This window comes from Pelomonas sp. KK5 (genome assembly GCF_001984095.1).
In the GTDB taxonomy this organism is placed as follows: Bacteria; Pseudomonadota; Gammaproteobacteria; order Burkholderiales; family Burkholderiaceae_C; genus KK5.
In genome coordinates this window covers 1-17,647 of record NZ_LYVQ01000137.1, presented here as the reverse complement: position 1 = coordinate 17,647, position 17,647 = coordinate 1, and the positions used below count along the sequence as shown (strand labels likewise).

At 70.7% G+C, this 17,647-nt stretch carries 15 protein-coding genes; 10 read left to right on the top strand and 5 right to left on the bottom strand.

Annotated elements, in window-relative coordinates:
- The 5 genes from B0W88_RS33725 to B0W88_RS20120 form a co-directional block, all read left to right on the top strand.
- On the top strand, window positions 1–743 hold a 743-nt coding region (locus B0W88_RS33725; protein ID WP_077036421.1), incomplete at its 5' end, for a hypothetical protein.
- Between the two features lie 166 nt (window positions 744–909).
- Complete coding sequence (locus tag B0W88_RS20135; protein ID WP_233151785.1) at window positions 910–2,976, top strand: TonB-dependent receptor; 2,067 nt, start codon at window positions 910–912, stop codon at window positions 2,974–2,976.
- Between the two features lie 92 nt (window positions 2,977–3,068).
- A complete protein-coding gene (locus B0W88_RS20130; RefSeq protein ID WP_083748927.1) occupies window positions 3,069–3,611 on the top strand; it encodes a cytochrome b in 543 nt (180 codons plus the stop codon).
- 5 nt (window positions 3,612–3,616) lie between these two features.
- Entirely contained in the window at window positions 3,617–4,555 is a 939-nt protein-coding gene (locus tag B0W88_RS20125) for a beta-propeller fold lactonase family protein (protein WP_077036418.1), read from the top strand.
- 60 nt (window positions 4,556–4,615) lie between these two features.
- Window positions 4,616–5,926: a Gfo/Idh/MocA family protein gene (locus B0W88_RS20120; protein WP_077036417.1), complete on the top strand. Its 1,311-nt coding sequence runs from the start codon at window positions 4,616–4,618 to the stop codon at window positions 5,924–5,926.
- Here the strand turns inward: B0W88_RS20120 and B0W88_RS20115 are convergent.
- Complete coding sequence (locus tag B0W88_RS20115) at window positions 5,863–7,107, bottom strand: acyltransferase (RefSeq protein WP_083748926.1); 1,245 nt, start codon at window positions 7,105–7,107, stop codon at window positions 5,863–5,865. The genes B0W88_RS20120 and B0W88_RS20115 overlap by 64 nt on opposite strands.
- 135 nt (window positions 7,108–7,242) lie before the next feature.
- Here B0W88_RS20115 and B0W88_RS20110 point away from each other — a divergent pair, with 135 nt between their 5' ends.
- From B0W88_RS20110 to B0W88_RS20090, 5 genes are read left to right on the top strand one after another with little or no spacing between them, the layout of a single operon-like run.
- Window positions 7,243–8,586, top strand: a complete 1,344-nt coding sequence (locus B0W88_RS20110; RefSeq protein ID WP_077036415.1) for a UDP-glucose/GDP-mannose dehydrogenase family protein — start codon at window positions 7,243–7,245, stop codon at window positions 8,584–8,586.
- On the top strand, window positions 8,583–9,866 hold the full coding sequence (locus tag B0W88_RS20105) for a family 16 glycosylhydrolase (protein ID WP_077036414.1): 1,284 nt from the start codon (window positions 8,583–8,585) through the stop codon (window positions 9,864–9,866). Before B0W88_RS20110 ends, B0W88_RS20105 begins: the two co-directional genes overlap by 4 nt.
- 12 nt (window positions 9,867–9,878) lie before the next feature.
- Window positions 9,879–11,057 (top strand): hypothetical protein, encoded by a 1,179-nt coding sequence (locus B0W88_RS33720; protein ID WP_077036413.1) that lies wholly within the window; start codon window positions 9,879–9,881, stop codon window positions 11,055–11,057.
- The gene (locus B0W88_RS20095; protein WP_077036412.1) at window positions 11,054–12,538 is read left to right on the top strand and encodes an oligosaccharide flippase family protein; all 1,485 of its coding nucleotides are present in this window, start codon (window positions 11,054–11,056) and stop codon (window positions 12,536–12,538) included. The genes B0W88_RS33720 and B0W88_RS20095 overlap by 4 nt, the downstream gene beginning before the upstream one ends.
- Window positions 12,538–13,329 carry a hypothetical protein gene (locus B0W88_RS20090; RefSeq protein WP_077036411.1) on the top strand — a complete coding sequence of 264 codons (792 nt, stop codon included), beginning with the start codon at window positions 12,538–12,540 and terminating at the stop codon, window positions 13,327–13,329. The genes B0W88_RS20095 and B0W88_RS20090 overlap by 1 nt, the downstream gene beginning before the upstream one ends.
- Here the strand turns inward: B0W88_RS20090 and B0W88_RS20085 are convergent.
- The 4 genes from B0W88_RS20085 to B0W88_RS20070 form a co-directional block, all read right to left on the bottom strand.
- Window positions 13,270–14,439: a glycosyltransferase family 4 protein gene (locus B0W88_RS20085; protein ID WP_083748925.1), complete on the bottom strand. Its 1,170-nt coding sequence runs from the start codon at window positions 14,437–14,439 to the stop codon at window positions 13,270–13,272. The two genes, B0W88_RS20090 and B0W88_RS20085, sit on opposite strands and share 60 nt — an antisense overlap.
- A complete protein-coding gene (locus B0W88_RS20080; protein WP_077036409.1) occupies window positions 14,436–15,662 on the bottom strand; it encodes a glycosyltransferase in 1,227 nt (408 codons plus the stop codon). The genes B0W88_RS20085 and B0W88_RS20080 overlap by 4 nt, the downstream gene beginning before the upstream one ends.
- Window positions 15,663–15,668: 6 nt before the next feature.
- On the bottom strand, window positions 15,669–16,799 hold the full coding sequence (locus tag B0W88_RS20075; protein WP_077036408.1) for an acyltransferase: 1,131 nt from the start codon (window positions 16,797–16,799) through the stop codon (window positions 15,669–15,671).
- A gap of 8 nt (window positions 16,800–16,807) precedes the next feature.
- The coding region (locus tag B0W88_RS20070) for an aldo/keto reductase (RefSeq protein ID WP_077036407.1) at window positions 16,808–17,647 on the bottom strand (840 nt) is incomplete at its 5' end.

Genomic DNA, 17,647 nt, shown 5'->3' with positions numbered 1-17,647 from the left:
TCACGCCGGTCGCGGTGCGCGACGGGCAGCGGCTCTGGCTGGTCGGCAGCGGGCCCACGCCCGCGCTGGGCCGCGCGCTGGCCTGTGCGCTGCGCGAAGCGAGCGGGCGCGCCGTCACCGATGTGGTCAACACCCATGTGGCGCCCGAGCTGTCGCTGGGCAACAGCGCCTTCCCGCGCGCCCGGCTGTGGGCGCTGCCCGAGGTGATCGCGGCGATGCAGCAGCGCTGCGGCCAGTGCCTGAGCAGCCTGAAAGAGCAGACCGGGGCAGCGCTCGCGATGGACGACATCCGGGTGCCGGCCCATGCCGTGCGGGCCGGCCAGCCGCTGGGGCCCTTCGACACCCTGGCCCTGCCCCGCCAGCAGGGCGAGCCGACGCTGCTGCTGCGGGACCGCCGCAGCGGCCTCGTCATCGCCCAGGGCCTGCTGTGGGCCGGAGCGATTCCGGACCTGCACGGCACCGACAGCGCGCTGATGCTGGACGCGCTCGACGCGCTGCAGCGCTTCGCCGGCGATGCGCCGGTGCTGGGCCAGCAGGGTCCGTCGGCCGGGCACGAGGGCATCGAACAGCAGCGGCGCTACCTCGTCGCCCTGCGCGCCGCGGTGAATGCCTCGCTGGCCGCCGGCCGCGTCGAGCAGGTACTGCCGCTGCCCGAGTTCGCCACGCTGCCCGGCTATGCCGAGCTGCATCCGCTCAACGTCCAGCGCGTCTGGCGCGAACTGGAGGCCGAGCTGTTTCGTTGAGCCGACAGCGTCCGCGTGGCACAGCCCTTGCGAAAAGAAGCTCCGATAGGATGGCCCGGCGCCGTTCGACGATGACGATCAAAACAACGACGGAGACTTCATGCGCAGCAGCAGCTGTTGTTCCCTTGCGGTTCTTGCGGGCACGTCCTGCCTGGCGCTGTCCGCCATGGCCCAGGATTCCGCATCCACCGAAGCCCTGCCCCAGGTGGTCGTGACCGCCACCCGCACCGCCGTCCCGGCCTTCGACACGCCCGCCTCGATCAGCCGCATCGGCAGCGAGGAGATCCGCAATGCGCACAGCCTGGTCAACATCTCCGAGGACCTCGCCGCCGTGCCCGGGCTGCTCGCCCGCGACCGCCAGAACTACGCGCAGGACGTGCAGATCAGCGTGCGCGGCTTCGGCGCCCGCTCCACCTTCGGCATCCGCGGCGTGCGCCTGTATGTGGACGGCATCCCCGCCACGCTGCCCGACGGCCAGGGCCAGATCACCAACGTCGAGCTCGGCTCGGTGGGCCGCATCGAGGTGCTGCGCGGACCCTTCTCGGCGCTGTACGGCAACTCCTCCGGCGGCGTCATCAACGTGTTCACCGAGGAGGGTTCAAGCTCGCCGCGGCTGGGCTTCGAGGCGGCCAGCGGCAGCAACGGCGTGCTGCGCGTGGGCGCCAAGGCGGTGGGCGTCACCGGCGGCCTCGGCTACGTGATCAGCGGCAGCCGCTTCCACACCGACGGCTACCGCGACCACAGCGCCGCCGACCGCCAGCTCGCCAACGCCAAGTTCACGCTGCACCCGGACGAGGACAGCAAGCTCACGCTGGTGCTCAACAGCGTCTACCTGCCCGAGGCGCAGGATCCGCTGGGCCTGTCGCGCGCGCAGTACGAGGCCAACCCGCGCGGCGTCGACCAATCGGCGCTGGACTACAACACCGCCAAGACCGTCAACCAGGCGCAGGCCGGCCTGGTCTACGAGCGCCGCCTCTCGGCCGCCCACAGCATCCAGCTGACGGCCTACGGCGGCCACCGCGGCACCGAGCAGATGCAGTCGATCCCGAAGGCCTCGCAGGGCAGCCCGCTGCACCCGGGCGGCGTGATCGACCTGGCGCGCGACTACAACGGCCTGGACGCCCGCTGGACGATGAAGACCGCGCTGGCCGGCTCGCCCTTCACGCTGGTCGCCGGCATCGCCTACGACGTGCTGGACGAGCAGCGCCAGGGCTACCAGAACTTCATCGGCAACACGCTGGGCGTGATCGGCGCGCTGCGCCGCAACGAGAGCAACCACGTCAACAGCTTCGACCAGTACCTGCAGGCGAACTGGTCCGTCACGCCGAGCTTCAGCGTCAACGCCGGCCTGCGCCACAGCAAGGTCAGCTTCAAGTCGCGCGACCACTACATCGTCGCCGGCAACCCCGACGACAGCGGCAGCACCGACTATGGGGACACGATGCCGGTGCTGGGCGTGCTCTACGCGGTCAACGAGAACCTGCACCTGTACGCCAGCGCCGGTCGCGGCTTCGAGACGCCGACGCTCAACGAACTGGCCTACCGCTCGGGCGGCCAGACCGGCCTGAACTTCGGCCTGCAGGCGGCCACCAGCAACAGCGTGGAGCTGGGCGTGAAGGCGCGACTGCCGGGCTGGGGCGAGCTGAGCGCGGCCGCCTTCGAGACCCGCACCCAGCACGAGATCGTCACCCAGACCAACTCCGGCGGCCGTTCGACCTTCCAGAACGCCGGCGGCACGAAGCGCACCGGGCTGGAGCTGGCCTGGTCAGGCAGCTGGTGGCAATCGCTGAAGGCGCAGGTGGCCGCCACGCTGCTCAACGCCACCTACACCGACGGTTTTCTCACCTGCACCGCCACGCCCTGCACCGCGCCGAACGTGGCCATCGCGGCGGGCAACCGCATTCCCGGCATCGCCAAGGGCTCGGCCTTCGCCTCGCTCGCGTGGATGCCGGTGGCCGGCTGGCGCGGTGGCGTGGAGCTGCGCCGGCTGACGGCCGTGCCGGTCAACGATGCCAACACCGATGCGGCCGCCGGCTTCACCGTCGCCAGCGCCAACATCGGCTACGTCTACAGCAGCGAGCGCTGGGAGCTGAGCGGCTTCCTGCGCGGCGACAACCTCACCGACAAGAAGTACGCCGGCTCGGTCATCGTCAACGAGGGCAACAGCCGCTTCTTCGAGCCGGCGCCGGGGCGCTCGTGGCTGATCGGCACGGCGGCCACGATGCGTTTCTGAGCGCCCCCAAACCTGCCGCTTCGCGTCAGGCCCCCCGAGGGGGTCAAGCAAAGTGGCCAAGCAACATTTGCTTGAGAGCACAAGGACAGTCAGTGGAACAAGCACGTTATGACAAGGTCGCCCGCCGCCTGCACTGGCTGATCGGCACGCTGCTGATCGTGCAGATCGTCTTCGGCTTCTGCATGGACGAGATCGCGCCGCGCAACACGCCCGCGCGGGCCGGCGTGATCAACAACCACAAGTCCTTCGGCATCGTGCTGGGCCTGCTGATCCTGTGGCGCCTGTACTGGCGGCTGCGCCACAGCCCGCCCGCCTGGCCGGCCGCGCTGCCGCGCTGGCAGCAGCTGGCCGCGCACTGGGGCCACATCGGCCTGTACGTGTGCATGCTGGTGATGCCGCTGTCCGGCTATGTCGGCTCCAACTTCAGCAAGCACGGCATCAAGTTCTTTGGCACGCCGCTGCCGCCCTGGGGCCCCGACCTGCCCACAGTCTACAAATTCTTCAACGGCGTGCATGTCGTGACCGCGTTCGTCTTCGCGGCGCTGATCGCAGGCCACATCCTCGCCGCGATCCAGCACATGATGGCCCGCGACGGCACGCTGCACCGCATCTCGCTCGCCTCCGACAAGGACTGACCACGATGACCCGACGCCTGTTCGCCACCGCCGCCCTCCTCCTGCCGCTGCTCGCGGCCGCCGCGCCTTTCGCCTACGTGCCCAACGAGGGCTCGGGCACGTTGAGCATCATCGATACCGAGACCGACAAGGTCGTCGCCGAGGTGCCTGCCGGCAAGAAGCCGCGCGGCACCGTGATCGGCGCCGACGGCAAGACCGCCTACATCAGCGACCAGCCCAACAACCGGCTGGTGATGGTGGACCTGGTCAAGCGCGCGCCGGCCGGCACGATCGCGCTGGGCGAGTCGCCCGAGGGCGTTGGCATCTCGGCCGACGGCAAGTGGATCGCCGTCGCCATCGAGGAATCGAACGACGTGGTCTTCGTGGACGCGTCCACGAACAAGAAGGCCTTCGCGGTGCAGGTGAAGGGCAAGAACCCCGAGCACGCGATCTTCAGCCCCGACGGCCGGCTGGTCTTCGTCAGCGCCGAGGAGGGCGAGGCGGTGGACATCATCGACGTGGCCAAGCGCGTGGAAGTGGCGCAGGTGCCGGTCGGCGCGCGGCCGCGCGGCATCGGCTTCGCGCCGGACGGCAGCCGCGCCTACGTGGCGGCGGAGAACTCCAGCGAGGTCTACGTGATCGATACGAGCAGTTACGCGGTGCTCGCCAAGATCAAGGCCGGCCCGCGCAGCAACGGCATCGCGGTGCACCCGGATGGGAAGCGGGTGTTCGTGTCGAACGGCGGCGATGCCACGGTCTCGGTGCTCGATGCGGCCACCAACGCGATCGTCGCCACCATCGGCGTCGGCCAGCGGCCCTGGAACATGGCGCTGACGCCGGACGGCAAGAAGCTGTACGTGGCCTGCGGTCGTTCCGGCGCGGTATCGGTCATCGATACCGATCGGAACGTCAAGATCACCGATGTGGCCGTCGGCAAGCTGCCCTGGGGCGTGGCGATCCGCTGATCGCCGCACTGGCACGCATATTGCCAGTCAACTCTCCGTGTGAAACCACGCGGGGACGCGATGAAGATTGCCTTCGTCGGATGCGGTTACGTATTCGACATCTACATGCGCACCCGCTGGGCGCACGAGGAACTGGATATCCGCGGCGTCTACGACATCGACACCGCGCGCTCGGCGGTCGTCGCACGCCACTACAGCTTCCACGTCTACCCGAGCCTGCAGGCGCTGCTGGCCGACGGTGACGTCGAGGCCGTCATCAACCTCACCAGCATCCGCTCGCATGACGAGGTGACGCGGGCGGCGCTGGAGGCCGGCAAGCACGTCTACTCCGAGAAGCCCTTCACCACCGATTTCGCGCGCACTCAGGCGCTCTTCGACCTGGCCCGCGAGCGCGGCCTGGTGCTCAGCGGCGCGCCATCCAACCTCTACTGCGACGCGATCGCCACGATGTGGAAGGCGGTTCGCGACGGCGCCATCGGCCGGCCGGTGCTGGTCTATGCGGAGATGGACGACAACCCTGCCCACCTGATGCAGCTCGAGAAGGTGCAGAGCCCCACCGGCGCGCCCTTCCCGTATGCCGAGGAGTTCCAGGAAGGCTGCACCGTCGAACATGTCAGTTATCACCTGGTGTGGCTCTGCGCGATGTTCGGCCCGGCGCTGAAGGTCACCGCCTTCTCCAGCCAATTGGTGCCGCACAAGACGGCCACGCCGCTGAACCCGGCCGACACGCCGGACTTCTCGGTCGCCTGCCTGCACTTCGCCAACGGCGTGGCGGCGCGCATCACCTGCACCTGGGTTTCGCCGCGCGACCACCAGATGCGCATCATCGGCGAGGCCGGCGAGATCACCGTGGACAACGCCTTCCACGACCAGGCCGCCGTGCACCTGGAGCGCTTCTCGCGCGTGGGCCTGGCCGCGCGCAAGGCCTACACGCTGCGCACGCAGCCGCTGTTCGGCCGCCTGTTCGGCATCGGCGGGCGGCGGTTGCCGCTGGTGCGGCGCTGGAAGTCGCATGCGGTGGAGGTGGAGAAGGGCGTTGGCCATTCGCTGAAACACCGCTTCGTCAGCTGGCTGCGCCGGCGCGAGATCTATGCACAGGACAAGCTGCTGGGCATCGCCGAGATGGCCCGCGCGCTGCAGCAGGGCCGGCCGCAGCCGATGTCGCCGGACTTCCACATGCACCTCAACGAGCTGTCGCTGCTGATCCAGCGCGCCGGCCGCGAGGGCGCCAGCTTCACGCCGAGCACGCGCTTCGCGCCGCTCTCGCCGCCCGAGCTGGCCGGCGAGCAGGCGGATTACCTGCGCCGCTACCGGCCGGGCCCGTTCGAGCGGGCGGCGGCGGGGCTGGTCGAGGCGCTGCACAGGCGCTGAGCGCGCAAGCCTTCGAGCCAGGCGGCGAGCCGGCCCGCCATCGCCATGCCGGGGCGCTCGATGCGCTGGAAGCTGAAGGCGCACAGCAGCACCAGCAGCGGCGCCAGCAGCGTCACGACGCCCCAGTGCTGCAGCGGGCTCAGCGTGGCCGTACGCGCGGGGCCGATGACCAGCACGAAAGCGACGTACAGCAAGAGCCCATGCAGCAGGTAGATGCTGTACGACATCTCGCCCAGGTTGCGCACCGCCTTGGCGCTGAACAGGCCGAACAGCGTGTTGCCGCAGGCGATCGGGATGAAGGCCATCGCGAGCAGCAGCAGCGAGAAAAGATTGCGGCCGTCGGGGAACAGCAGCACGTCCAGCACCAGCAGCGCCACGATGGCGCAGGCCGCCGGCGGCCCCTGCAACCATGCCTTCCAGCTGCGCTCGCGCGCATCGATCCACGCGGCCAGCGCCCCGCCGAAGAAGGGCGCCACGACGACGATCGTCCAGGCGGTGCGGAACACCAGCATCACCACCAGCCACAGCGCCGGCAGCAGGCTGATCGCGAGCACGCGGCGGCTCACGCGAAGCCCCATGCACAGCGCAATCGCCGGCAGGGCCATGTAGAACATCCACTCGACCACCAGCGTCCACACGACGCCGGCGAGGATGTAACGAGTGTTCACCACGCCGTTGAGATCCGGGAAGGTGCTGACCACCAGCTCCAGCCAGTTGACCGCATGCAGGGCCAGCAGGCCCGGATCCTGCCGCAGCTCGAAATGCGTCAGAACACCGATGACGACGAACATCGCGGCGATCGCGCTCCAGTACAACGGGAAGATCCGCGTGAGCCGCGAGGCATACAGGCGCTGCCAGTCCAGCGTGATGCCGGCGCGGCGCGCGCGCAGCAGCTTCCCGACGAACAGGAAGCCGGTGATCATGAAGAACATCTTCACGCTGCCGTCACCGAGCTGGGCGTAGAAATGCGAGTCCGGCGCCCAGAACAGGCCCGTGCGCGCGAAGCCGTAATGCACCACGCTGTGGTGGATGAACACGCCCAGCGCGAGCAGGCCGCGCAGGCCGTCGAGGCTGGAGACGCGTTCGGCGGCATGCGGCGGCGGCGCCAGGCGCAGCCGCGTGCACAGCAGCAAGGCGAGCGCAATCGCCGGCGCGCAGGCCCATATCGCGTATTGGTGCATCCGATCCCCCGTGTATTGCCGTCGGGACGGGAGGCAAGAAGCGCGCCGGGTACGTGGAAGTAATTCGTTACGCCATTGGCATGCATATTGCCGTCAGTGGGGTTTGCATCGAGCAACAGCGAAGGGACTGCACCAATGAAGGTCACGGTGATCGGATCCGGCTACGTGGGCCTCGTCAGCGGCGCCTGCCTGGCCGAGATGGGCAACGACGTCGTCTGCATGGACGTGGACGAGCGCAAGATCGCGCTGCTCAAGGACGGGAAGATCCCGATCCACGAGCCCGGCCTGCAGGAGATGGTGATGCGCAACGTCATCGCCGGGCGGCTGCACTTCACCACCGACGTGGCCGCGTCGGTGCAGCACGGCACGCTGCAGTTCATCGGCGTGGGCACGCCGCCGGACGAGGACGGCTCCGCCGACATGAGTTATGTGCTGGCCGCCGCGCGCAGCATCGGCCGCCACATGACCGACTACAAGGTCATCGTCGACAAGAGCACCGTGCCGGTGGGCACCGGCGACCGGGTCGAGGCGGCGGTGCGCGAGGAACTGGCGGCGCGTGGCGTGGAGGTGGGCTTCGCGGTCATCTCCAACCCCGAGTTCCTCAAGGAGGGCGCGGCGGTGGAGGACTTCATGCGGCCGGACCGCGTCATCATCGGCGGCGACGACGACGAACGCGCCGTGCTGCTGATGCGCGCGCTGTACTCGCCCTTCACCCGCAACCGCGAGCGCATGCTGATCATGGACCGGCGCAGCGCCGAGTTCACCAAGTATGCCGCCAACGCGATGCTGGCCACCCGCATCAGTTTCATGAACGAGCTGGCCCTGCTGGCCGAGCGGGTGGGCGCGGACATCGAGCGGGTGCGCATCGGCATCGGCAGCGACCCGCGCATCGGCACGCAGTTCCTCTACGCCGGCACCGGCTACGGCGGCTCCTGCTTCCCGAAGGACGTGAAGGCGCTGCTGTACACCGGCCAGGCGAGCGGCATGGCGCTGCAGGTGCTGGGCGCCGTGGAGGCGGCGAACGAGCGGCAGAAGATGGTGCTGGTGGACAAGGTGGTCAAGCGCTTCGGCGAGGACCTCACCGGCCGACAGTTCGCGGTCTGGGGCCTGGCCTTCAAGCCCGACACCGACGACATGCGCGAGGCGCCCAGCCGGGTCATCGTGCAGGAACTGCTGCGCCGCGGCGCCGACATCAAGGCCTACGACCCGGTCGCGATGACCGAGGCCCGCCGCGTCTTCGGCACGCAGCCGGGCCTGGGCTATGTGGAGCAGCAGGCGCAGGCGCTGCAGGGCTCGGACGCGCTGCTGGTCGTCACCGAATGGCGCCAGTTCAAGAGCCCGGACTTCGAGCAGATCCGCAAGACGCTGAAGCTGCCAGTGATCTTCGACGGCCGCAATCTTTACGACCCGGTGCTGCTGGCTTCGATGGGGTTGGAGTACCACGCGATCGGGCGTGGGTCGGCGGCGCCTCCGGCATGAGGCTGGTCACTGCCTTCGCCCTGTCGCTGCTGGCGGCCGCATCCGTCGCGCAGCAGCCCGACCCCGGCCTGCTCAAGCTCCCGATGAACAGCGAGGCCGCCCATCCGCCCACCGCAGCGGTGCCCGCCTATGCTGTCAACCCTGCCGAACTGATCCCGCCCGGTGACTGGTGGACCCGCGGCGGCCAGCAGAAGTTGCCGGTCGATGCGCTGCAGCCGGGCCGCTCCTACACGCTGCGGGTCAGGGTCGGCGATGGCAAGGCCGGCCAGGCGCTGGTGCGTTTCCGCGAGCCGAAGCAGGGCAATGCCTATCGGACCTATGCGAAGGCGATCAGCGGCCCCGGCGAGGTCGCGATCGACTTCACCGCGCCGGCCTACCTGGCGATGGGCGAGGTGGCGATCTCGGGCCAGGGGCTGGCAATCGACGGCGTCTCGCTGAAGATGCGCGCGCCGATCCCGGTCACGCAGCCGGTGAAGTCCTGGAGCGAGTCCTACACCCCGCCCGGCTACACGCTGGTGTTCAACGACGAGTTCGACGGCAGTGCGCTAGACCGCGGCAAGTGGATCACCCGCTACATCTACAACGGGCCCGAGGGCGGCGGCACGCTGGACCGGCTCAACGACGAGAAGCAGCGCTACGCCGACAAGGACAACCACGTGGAGGCCGACGGCCTGCTGAAGCTGGTGGCGCGGCGCCTGCCCGGCGAGCAGCCCAAGGGGCTCAACTACCAGTCCGGCATGATCCGTTCGGACTGGACGCTGCGCTACGGCTTCCTGGAAGCGCGTGTGAAGATGCCCGGCGGCCTGGGCGTGTGGCCGGCCTTCTGGCTCAACTCGGACGTCAATGGCGCCGACGGGCGGCTCAGCTGGCCGCCTGAGATCGACATCTTCGAGTTCGTCAACAACGGCCAGAACGACAAGGTCAACCAGCTCCACCTGGCGGCCAACACGCCCAAGGGCACCACGCCGGTCTGGCTGCACACCGACCCCGGCTTCAAGCCGGTGCACCAGATCTGGGTGGCGTCCTTCGACTTCGACAAGGGCTGGCACACGATCGGCCTCGAATGGATGCCCGATCGAATAACTTTCTATGTGGACGGACTCAACGTGATGTCGCGCAAGCACAGCTGGACCTATGAAGACGGCAGCGTGGGCGCCCCGGCGCACATCCTGCTGAACCTCGCCATCGGCGGCCAGTGGGCCGGGCGCTTCGGCATCGATGACGCTGCCTTTCCCCAGTCACTGGACATCGACTGGGTTCGCGCTTATCAAAAGCAGTAAGGACATCACCACATGCGCATCCTCGTCGCCTCCGGCTTCTTCGAAAGCGAGCTGCCCTCGTACCGCGAGTATTCCTACTGCCAGCAGCTGGCCGCGGCCGGCCACGACGTCACGCTGATGTGCGGGGACGCCAGCCACATCTGGACCGGCAGCCGTGTCAAGCTCAAGCCCACGCAGCCCACCGCGCGCGACGCCGAGTTCGTGGCCGAGACCGGCGTGCGGCTGTTCCGCCGCCATGTGTTCCTGCGCTACAGCGACTTCGTGCTCTACCGCCCGCTGCTGGCCGAGATCCGCCGCGCCGACGTGGTGCACCTGATCGAGTTCCGCACCGGCACCACCGTGCTGATCGCCGCGCTGGCCAAGCTCTGCGGCAAGCCGGTCGTCTACGACCACGAGCAGCGCGGCGACCGCCTGGCCACCTGGTACAGCCGCGCCGACAGCCTCTGGCGCCGCCAGCTGATCCGCATCGGCTCGCTGTTCGTGGACGCGGTGCGGCACACCGTCCTGGCCAACCGCGAGCACTTCGTCTCCTGCAGCCTGCGCAAGGTCGAGACGGTGTTCGCCCCGCTGGGCGTGGACCCCAAGCGCTTCTACTACGACGCCGCAGAGCGCAGCGCCTGGCGTCAGCGCCACGGCATCGCCCCCGACGCGCCGCTGGCCGTGCTGACCGGCAAGATGCAAGCGACCAAGCGGGTGCCCGAAGTGGTGATGGCCTGCCGCCAGGCCGGCTGGCGCCTGGCCCTGGTGGGCACGATCGCCGAGGACGTGCGCGCCGCGCTGGCCGCGCTGCCGCCCGGCGACGAGCTGTTCATCCAGCAGGTGCCGGCCCACGAGCTGCGCGCGGTCTACAACGCGGCCGACGTGGCGATCTTCACCACCTTCACGCTGAGCTGGTGGGAGGCGCATGCCACCGGCGCGCGGCTGCTGGTGCCCGATTCGATGTTCAGCCGCCTGGTCTTCGGAGACACCGCTGAGGTGACGCGTTATGGCGAGCCGGAGATGTTCCGCATCCCGGACGAGGAATACCAGCCGCAGGTCCACATCGACGCGCCGCTGGCCGCCGCGCTGGCCGCGCTGCGGGTGCAGCAGCCGGCGCCGCAGCAGCGCGGCTCGCAGTTGCGCTTCTCGGCCCAGACGCAGGCGCAGGCGCTGATCGAGCTGTACCAGCGGGTGCTGGCGCGCCCATCATGACGATCGCGGACACGCCGGTCGTCGCCGCCGCCAAGCCCGACGACGACAGCCGCGGCCGGGTGCGCCGCTCGCTGATCTGGAGCACGGTCGAGAACCTGGGCCTGCTGCTGATCTCCTTCGGCACGCTGGTGCTCTATTCGCACGTGCTGACGGCGGCGGAGTTCGGCCTGTTCTCGATGGTGCTGGCGCTGATCGAGCTGGTGGACGTGCTGATCCGCATGCTCTTCCACGACGCGCTGATCCAGCGCGAGCAGGCCGACGCGATGCACTTCGACACCGCCTTCACCACCACGCTGGGCCTCGGCCTGCTGGCCCTGGGCCTGTGCGTGGCGGGGGCGCCGCTGTTCGAGCGCCTGGTCGATGCGCCGGGCGCCGGCCGGGTGCTGGCCTGGACCGCGCTGGCCCTGCCCTTCGGCGCCTGGACGGCCACCATCGTCGCGCACCAGCGGCGCGAGCTCTCGTTCAAGGCGCTGGCCTTGCGTTCGCTGATGGGGCGCATGACCGGCGCCGTCGTGGGCCTGGCGCTGGTCTATGCGGGCGCAGGCGTCTGGGGCCTGGTGGCGCAGCAGGTGCTGATCGTCGGCATCGGTTCCTGCGTGCTGTGGTGGACGGCGGCGCAGCGGCCGCAGCTGCGCTTCTCGATGCAGGCGCTGCGCGACCTGGCGGGCTTCGGTGCCTCGGCGGTGGTGACGCAGCTGCTGACCTTCGCGGTCAAGCGCATCTTCACGATCATGGCCGGCGCGATGCTGGGCCTGGCCGCGGCTGGCCTGTTGAACCTGGCGATGCGCGTGGTGGACACGCTCTACAGCGTGGCCGCCACCGCGGTCTCGCAGGTGGCGATGCCGATGCTATCCGCGCTGCGCGGCGACCCGGCGCGCATGGTGCGGGTCTACCGGCTGGCCACCGCCGTCACCTGCGCGATGCTCTATGGGCTGATGATCGGCCTGGCGGTGACCGCGCCCGAAGTGGTGCAACTGGTGTTCGGCCCGCGCTGGAGCGAGGCGAGCCTGTACATCACCGTGCTGGCCTGCCTGCCGCTGCTGCAGGGGCCGCGGGTGCTGATGAACCCGCTGCTGAGCGCCATCGGCCGGCCGGGCGACCCGCTGATCGCGCGCGGCGTGGAGTTCGCCTTCCTGCTGGCGGCGATGTGGCTGCTGCCGCAGCGCACGCTGCCCTGGGTGCTGGGCGTGTGGCTGGCGCGCGAGGCACTGGGCTTCCCGATCATGCTGTGGCTGGTCAGGCGCGGCGCCGGGATCCGGCTGGCGGACCAGTTGCGCGGCGTGGTCACGCCGCTGGTCGCGGCGGCGGTGATGGTGGCGGCGGTGCTGGCCGCGCGCGCGCACTTCAGCCTGCCGGCGCTGCCGCAGCTCGCGCTGCTGGTGGTCGTGGGCGCGGCGAGCTTCATCGGCACGCTGCTGCTGATCGACCGGGCGCTGCTGCGGGAGGTGCTGCAGCTGGCGAAGTCCAAGGTGGCGAAGTGATGAAGGTCGCCATCGCGCTGTTCGGCATCCCGCGCGCGTCGGCGCTGACGATGCCCTCGATCGAGCGGCATTTCATCGGCCCGGTGCGCCAGATGGGCGAGTGCCGCGTCTTCCATCACCTGTTCCTGATGGACCGGGTGGTCGATCCGCGCAGCGGCGAGAACGCGCCGATGCCGCCGGCCGCCTATGCGCCCTTCGAGGCCTTCGACGGCGAGCTGGAGGCGCCCGGCGAGTGCCTGGCGCAGCACGGCTTCGCGCAGATCCGCCGCCATGGCGATGCCTACGGCGACGGCTTCAGCACGCTGGCCAACCTGATCCATCAGCTGCATTCGCTGAGCCGGGTGACGCGGCGGCTGGCGGCCTGGGAGCCGGACCTGGTGCTCTACCTGCGGCCGGACCTGCGCTACGAAGGCGGCTTCGCCGCGGCCGAGTTCGACAGCGCCTTGCGCCAGCCGCGCCGCTGCATCCTGCCGGAGTGGCAATGGTGGGGCGGCTACAACGACCGCTTCGCGCTGTGCGGCGCCGAGGCCTATCGCGCCTACGGCAAGCGCCTCGAATGGGCGCTGGACTATTCGGAGCGCACCGGCCGCCCGCTGCATGCCGAGCGGCTGCTGCGCCACGCGCTGCGCCGCGGCGGCGCATCCGTGCGCACGACGACGCTGCAGGCGCACCGGGTGCGCGCGGACGGCCAGGTCAAGCAGGAGGATTTCGACGTGGCGACGACGGCCGGCTCAGTCCGCCGCCGGCTGGAGCTGTTCGGTTTTCAGCTGCTGGGGCGGCTGTCGATCTAGCGTGCGGCTGAGCGCCGCCACGGCGGCAGCGAAGGCCGCGCTCGATGCGCCCGCCTCGTACGCCGCCCGTCCCGCAGCCGCTGCCGCCTCCCGCACCTCGCGCGGCCGCAGCGCCTCCACCCGCTCGAAGGCCGCCTTCATGTCGCCCATCGGGAACAGCTGCACCTCGGACAGGTAGGCCCGCAGCCCCGGCAGGTCGGCGCCGATCACCGGCAGGCCCAGCGCCATCGCCTCCAGCATCACCAGCGGCACGCCCTCGTAGCGCGAGGGCAGCAGCAGCAGGTCATGGCTGGCCAGCGCCTGGCGCGCGGGCATCCAGGGTTGAAGCTGCAGGCAGCGCCCGAGCACCGGGCTGGCCGCGAGGCGCGACTCGACGACCTCACGGTAAGGGCCTTCACCCACCAGGCTGACGCGCAGCGCGGCCGGCGGCGCGGCTTCCAGATGATCGAGCAGCAGGTCCAGCCCCTTCTGCCAGTGCTCGAGGCGGCCCAGCACCAGCACGCGCAGCTCGCCGCGCGCCTCGGCGGGCGCCAGGCGCGGTGCGTCCTCGATCTCGCGCGCCACGGTGTTGGGCAGCACATGCACCGGACCGGTCGGCCTCGCCCAGGCGCGGAACTCCTGGGCCTGCTGCGCGGTGATCGCCACCCAGGCGTGCGGCAGGCGGGCCAGCACGGCGCGCACGAACAGGTCCTTGAGCGCCGCGCGCCGGTAGCCCATCGAGCGGAAGCTGCCCAGCAGCGGCACGTACACGGCCACCCGCGCGCCCCACAGCCGCGCCAGCAGTTGCAGCGGGATCTGCGAGCCCAGCGCGCCGCAGGCGAACACGACCCACTCGGGCCGCTCCTCGCGCAGCGTGCGGCGCAGCACCTTCGCATCGCGCCACACGCTGCGCAGCCGGGCGAAGGCGCTGGCGCAGCGCACCGGGGCCGGCGCCAGTTCCTGCAGGCGGCTGCCCTCGCGGGCGAGCAGTCGCGGCTTCACGTCGCCCTGCTGCAGCAGCTCGCCGATCCAGCGCAGCAGCATCACCTCGTGGCCGCCGAACAGCTCGGCGTCGTCGACGAAGAGCCAGCGGCGTTCGGCGCCGCCCGCGGCCGTCATCATCATTGTCATCGCGTCGCCCCCGCCAGCGCGGGGGACGAGGCCGCCGGCGGCCGGCGCCGCAGCCGCTGCACCGCCTCCAGCAGCTCGCGGCCCCGGTCCTGCCAGCGGTAGCGGGCCTGCGCCGCGGCCAGCGCCTCGGCCTGCATGTGGGTCAACGCCTCGGTGTCGTCGATCTGCTCGACGATGGCCTGCACCAGGCCCGCCAGGTCCGCGCGGCAGATCATCGCGCCGCGGATCTCGTCGGGCAGGCCGGCGGTGGCGTGCGTCAGGCTGGCCACCGGCATGCGGCCGAAGATGTAGTCGAGGAACTTGAGCTTGAAGCCGCCGCCGATCTCCTCGGGCACGACCGCGAGGCGCGCGTTGGCGAAGTGCGGCGCGATGTCGTCGACGAAACCGTGCAGCACCGTGGCGCGGCTGCCGGCGCGCAGCTCGGCGGCCAGGGCCTCGTCCATCGAGCCGATCACATGCAGCTCGATGCCGGCGGCGGCGAAGGCGGCATCGGCCGCGGCGACGAACAGGCGCAGGTTCTCCGCCTTGGCCACCCAGCGGTAGTTGCCCACCATGACGACGCGCCGCGGCACCTCCGCGCCGATCTGCCGGCGGTTCGACACCCCCCCCTCGTAGCCCGGCGTCAGCACCACGCTGGGCGTGGCCGGCGCGTCGATCGCGAAGCGGGCCGCATCCTCCGGCGTGATCGCCGTCAGCAGGTCCACGTGGCGCGCGATCCAGCGCTCGGCCCAGCCGGTCTTCAGCCAGTTCTGCCACAGGCCCAGGCGCTTGAAGGCCGAGCCGCGGAAGCCCTTCACCAGCGAGGCATAGACGGAGGCCTCGTGGTCATGCGCCACATGGACCAGCACCGGCCCGCTGCCCTCGCGCGCACGGCGGCGCAGGAAGGGCGGGATGGCGAAGTCCATCGCGTAGTGGTCGAAGACCACGCAGTCCCAGTTCAGCGCGGCCAGGCCGTCCACCTGCCCGCGGAAGGCCGCGGTCGCATGCGCGGCGCCAACCAGCGGACGCAGGCTCAGCAGCGAGCGCAGCGTGCCGTGCGGACGGCCCGGCACGGTGATCGTGCGCACGGGCCAGCCGGCGGGCAGCCGGGCCTCGCCCTCGAAGCCGGCCACGGTCAGCTCGCAGCCGGCCTCGGCCAGCGAGCGAAGCAGCCGGGCGGCGTAGATGCGGTCGCCGGTGTCCAGCGGGAAAGGCAGGGCGCGGCACAGCCACAGGGCTCGCATATCGGCTTACTCCTTGATGTCGATGGCGGGTTGCATGAAGGGCGCTCCAACGGGCCGCAGGCGGCGCGCGAGCCACTGCTCCAGCGCGGCCTTGCGGGCCAGCGCGCGGCGCTCCAGCAGCCACCAGCTGGCCGCCGCGCAGGCCACGGCGCCGGCGATCGCCAGCGCCGCGCCGGTCAGGCCGGCGAAGCCCAGCACGATCAGCGCGTTGACCACCGGCATGTGGAACAGGTAGAGGCCGTAGGAGAGGTCGTTGCCGCGCAGCAGCCGGGTGGACAGCGCCGGCCACGAGAAGGCCAGCGAGAGCACGGCGAGGTCGATCGTCAGCGCATTGAGCAGGCCGATCTCGTTGCCGGGCAGGTGCAGCCAGGGGCCCAGGTCCCAGCGCAGCGAGGCCAGGCCGGTGGCCAGCGCCAGCAGCGCGAACAGCGGGAAGCGCCCGCGCAGCAGCGGCAGCAGGCGCTCCTTGCCGAGCTGGGCCAGCGCGCCGAGCAGGAACATCCACATCCAGGTGATGAAGGACGCCGGCGACTGCATCAGCACCTTGCGCAGCAGCGCCGGTTCTGCCCGATCGAGCATGAAGGCCGCGACCACGAAGACCGCGAAGGACAGCACCGCCGCGCCCACCAGCACGCCACGCGGCCGCCGCAGCCGCGCGCCCAGCAGGCACAGCAGCGGCAGCGCCACGTAGAAGGCCAGCTCGACCGGGATGGTCCACAGCACCGGGTTGGCCAGGCCGGTGCCGTAGCCGCGCAGGAAGGGCGGGTTCCAGGACTGCAGGAAGCTCGCCTGCATCGCCAGCCACATCGCCGCGGTGCCGGCGTTATCGGCCAGCGGCTCGCGGTACAGCAGGGCCAGCAGCGCGAGCGAGAGCAGCACCGCCGCCCACAGCGCCGGGAAGATGCGCAGTGCACGGGCCGCGAAGTAGGCCGCCGGATCGGGCCGGCGCAGCCAGGAGCCGGAGATCAGGTAGCCGCTGATGAAGAAGAAGATCGGCACGCCGGGGAACAGCGTCAGCGCCTGGTGCAGCCGCGGCATCTCGATGCCGGGGACGCTGGTGATCACATGGCCCACCAGCACCTGCGCCGCGGCGAGCAGGCGGATCAGGTCGAAGTTGTTGCGGTGCTCGGTGCTCATTGTCATCGTCATGCGGACACGGCCGGCGCACGCTGCGCCAGCGCCTTTTCGTAGGCCGCCACGTTGTCGCGCAGATGGGTGCTGCGCGTGGTGCCGACGATCACGCCGCCCACCGCCGCGCGCCCCATCGCCGCGACCAGCCGGCGGGCCAGGATCTCCCCACCGGCGCCGCCCGCGGTGAAGCCGCGCAGCACCGCCTGGCGCCCCTGCAGCGCCAGCACGGCGAGCAGCGCGGGCAGGTCCTCGGCATCGGCGATGTCGAACTGCACCACCTGCGCCAGCGGGCAGCCCAGCGCGCGCTGCAGCTGGGCCGCGTCGTCGCAGGAGACGCCGAAGCGGCGGAACAGGCCCGCCGCGCGCAGCTGCTCGATGCGCAGCAGCAGCGCGTCGTCGTCCAGCACCTCGGGCGCGGGGCTGTGCAGGTAGAAGAGGTCGAGATGGTCGGTGCCCAGGCGGCGCAGGCTGGCATGCAGGCTGCGCTCGATGATGTCGGGCTCGAAGCAGCGCGGCACGCCGGCGGCGCGCTGCGTGCCGACCTGCGCACGCAGCCCCGGCCGCCGCGCAGCCAGCCAGCGCACCAGCGGCTTGGCCCTGGCCATCAGCGCCTGCTTCGCCGTGAGCCGCTGGCCGGCCTTGCTGGCCAGGCTCACCAGCTCGCGCCGGCCGCGCAGCGCCTGGCCCAGCCAGCGTTCGCTGTCGCCCTGGCCGTAGATGCTGGCGGTGTCGAAATGGCGGATGCCCAGCGCGAAGGCCTCGTCGATGAAGGCCAGGCCGGCGCGGCGGTCCATCGGGGTCAGCGCCGAGCCCAGGCGCGAGCAGCCGAGGACCAGCGGGGGTTCGAGCAGCAG

Excerpts from the sequence above, each read along its gene's own strand:
- B0W88_RS20135 (WP_233151785.1), top strand. The coding sequence starts at position 910 with ATGGCCCAGGATTCCGCATCCACCGAAGCCCTGCCCCAGGTGGTCGTG.
- B0W88_RS20125 (WP_077036418.1), top strand. The coding sequence starts at position 3,617 with ATGACCCGACGCCTGTTCGCCACCGCCGCCCTCCTCCTGCCGCTGCTC.
- B0W88_RS20120 (WP_077036417.1), top strand. The coding sequence starts at position 4,616 with ATGAAGATTGCCTTCGTCGGATGCGGTTACGTATTCGACATCTACATG.
- B0W88_RS20115 (WP_083748926.1), bottom strand. The coding sequence starts at position 7,107 with ATGCACCAATACGCGATATGGGCCTGCGCGCCGGCGATTGCGCTCGCC.
- B0W88_RS20110 (WP_077036415.1), top strand. The coding sequence starts at position 7,243 with ATGAAGGTCACGGTGATCGGATCCGGCTACGTGGGCCTCGTCAGCGGC.
- B0W88_RS20105 (WP_077036414.1), top strand. The coding sequence starts at position 8,583 with ATGAGGCTGGTCACTGCCTTCGCCCTGTCGCTGCTGGCGGCCGCATCC.
- B0W88_RS33720 (WP_077036413.1), top strand. The coding sequence starts at position 9,879 with ATGCGCATCCTCGTCGCCTCCGGCTTCTTCGAAAGCGAGCTGCCCTCG.
- B0W88_RS20095 (WP_077036412.1), top strand. The coding sequence starts at position 11,054 with ATGACGATCGCGGACACGCCGGTCGTCGCCGCCGCCAAGCCCGACGAC.
- B0W88_RS20090 (WP_077036411.1), top strand. The coding sequence starts at position 12,538 with ATGAAGGTCGCCATCGCGCTGTTCGGCATCCCGCGCGCGTCGGCGCTG.
- B0W88_RS20085 (WP_083748925.1), bottom strand. The coding sequence starts at position 14,439 with ATGACAATGATGATGACGGCCGCGGGCGGCGCCGAACGCCGCTGGCTC.
- B0W88_RS20080 (WP_077036409.1), bottom strand. The coding sequence starts at position 15,662 with ATGCGAGCCCTGTGGCTGTGCCGCGCCCTGCCTTTCCCGCTGGACACC.
- B0W88_RS20075 (WP_077036408.1), bottom strand. The coding sequence starts at position 16,799 with ATGAGCACCGAGCACCGCAACAACTTCGACCTGATCCGCCTGCTCGCC.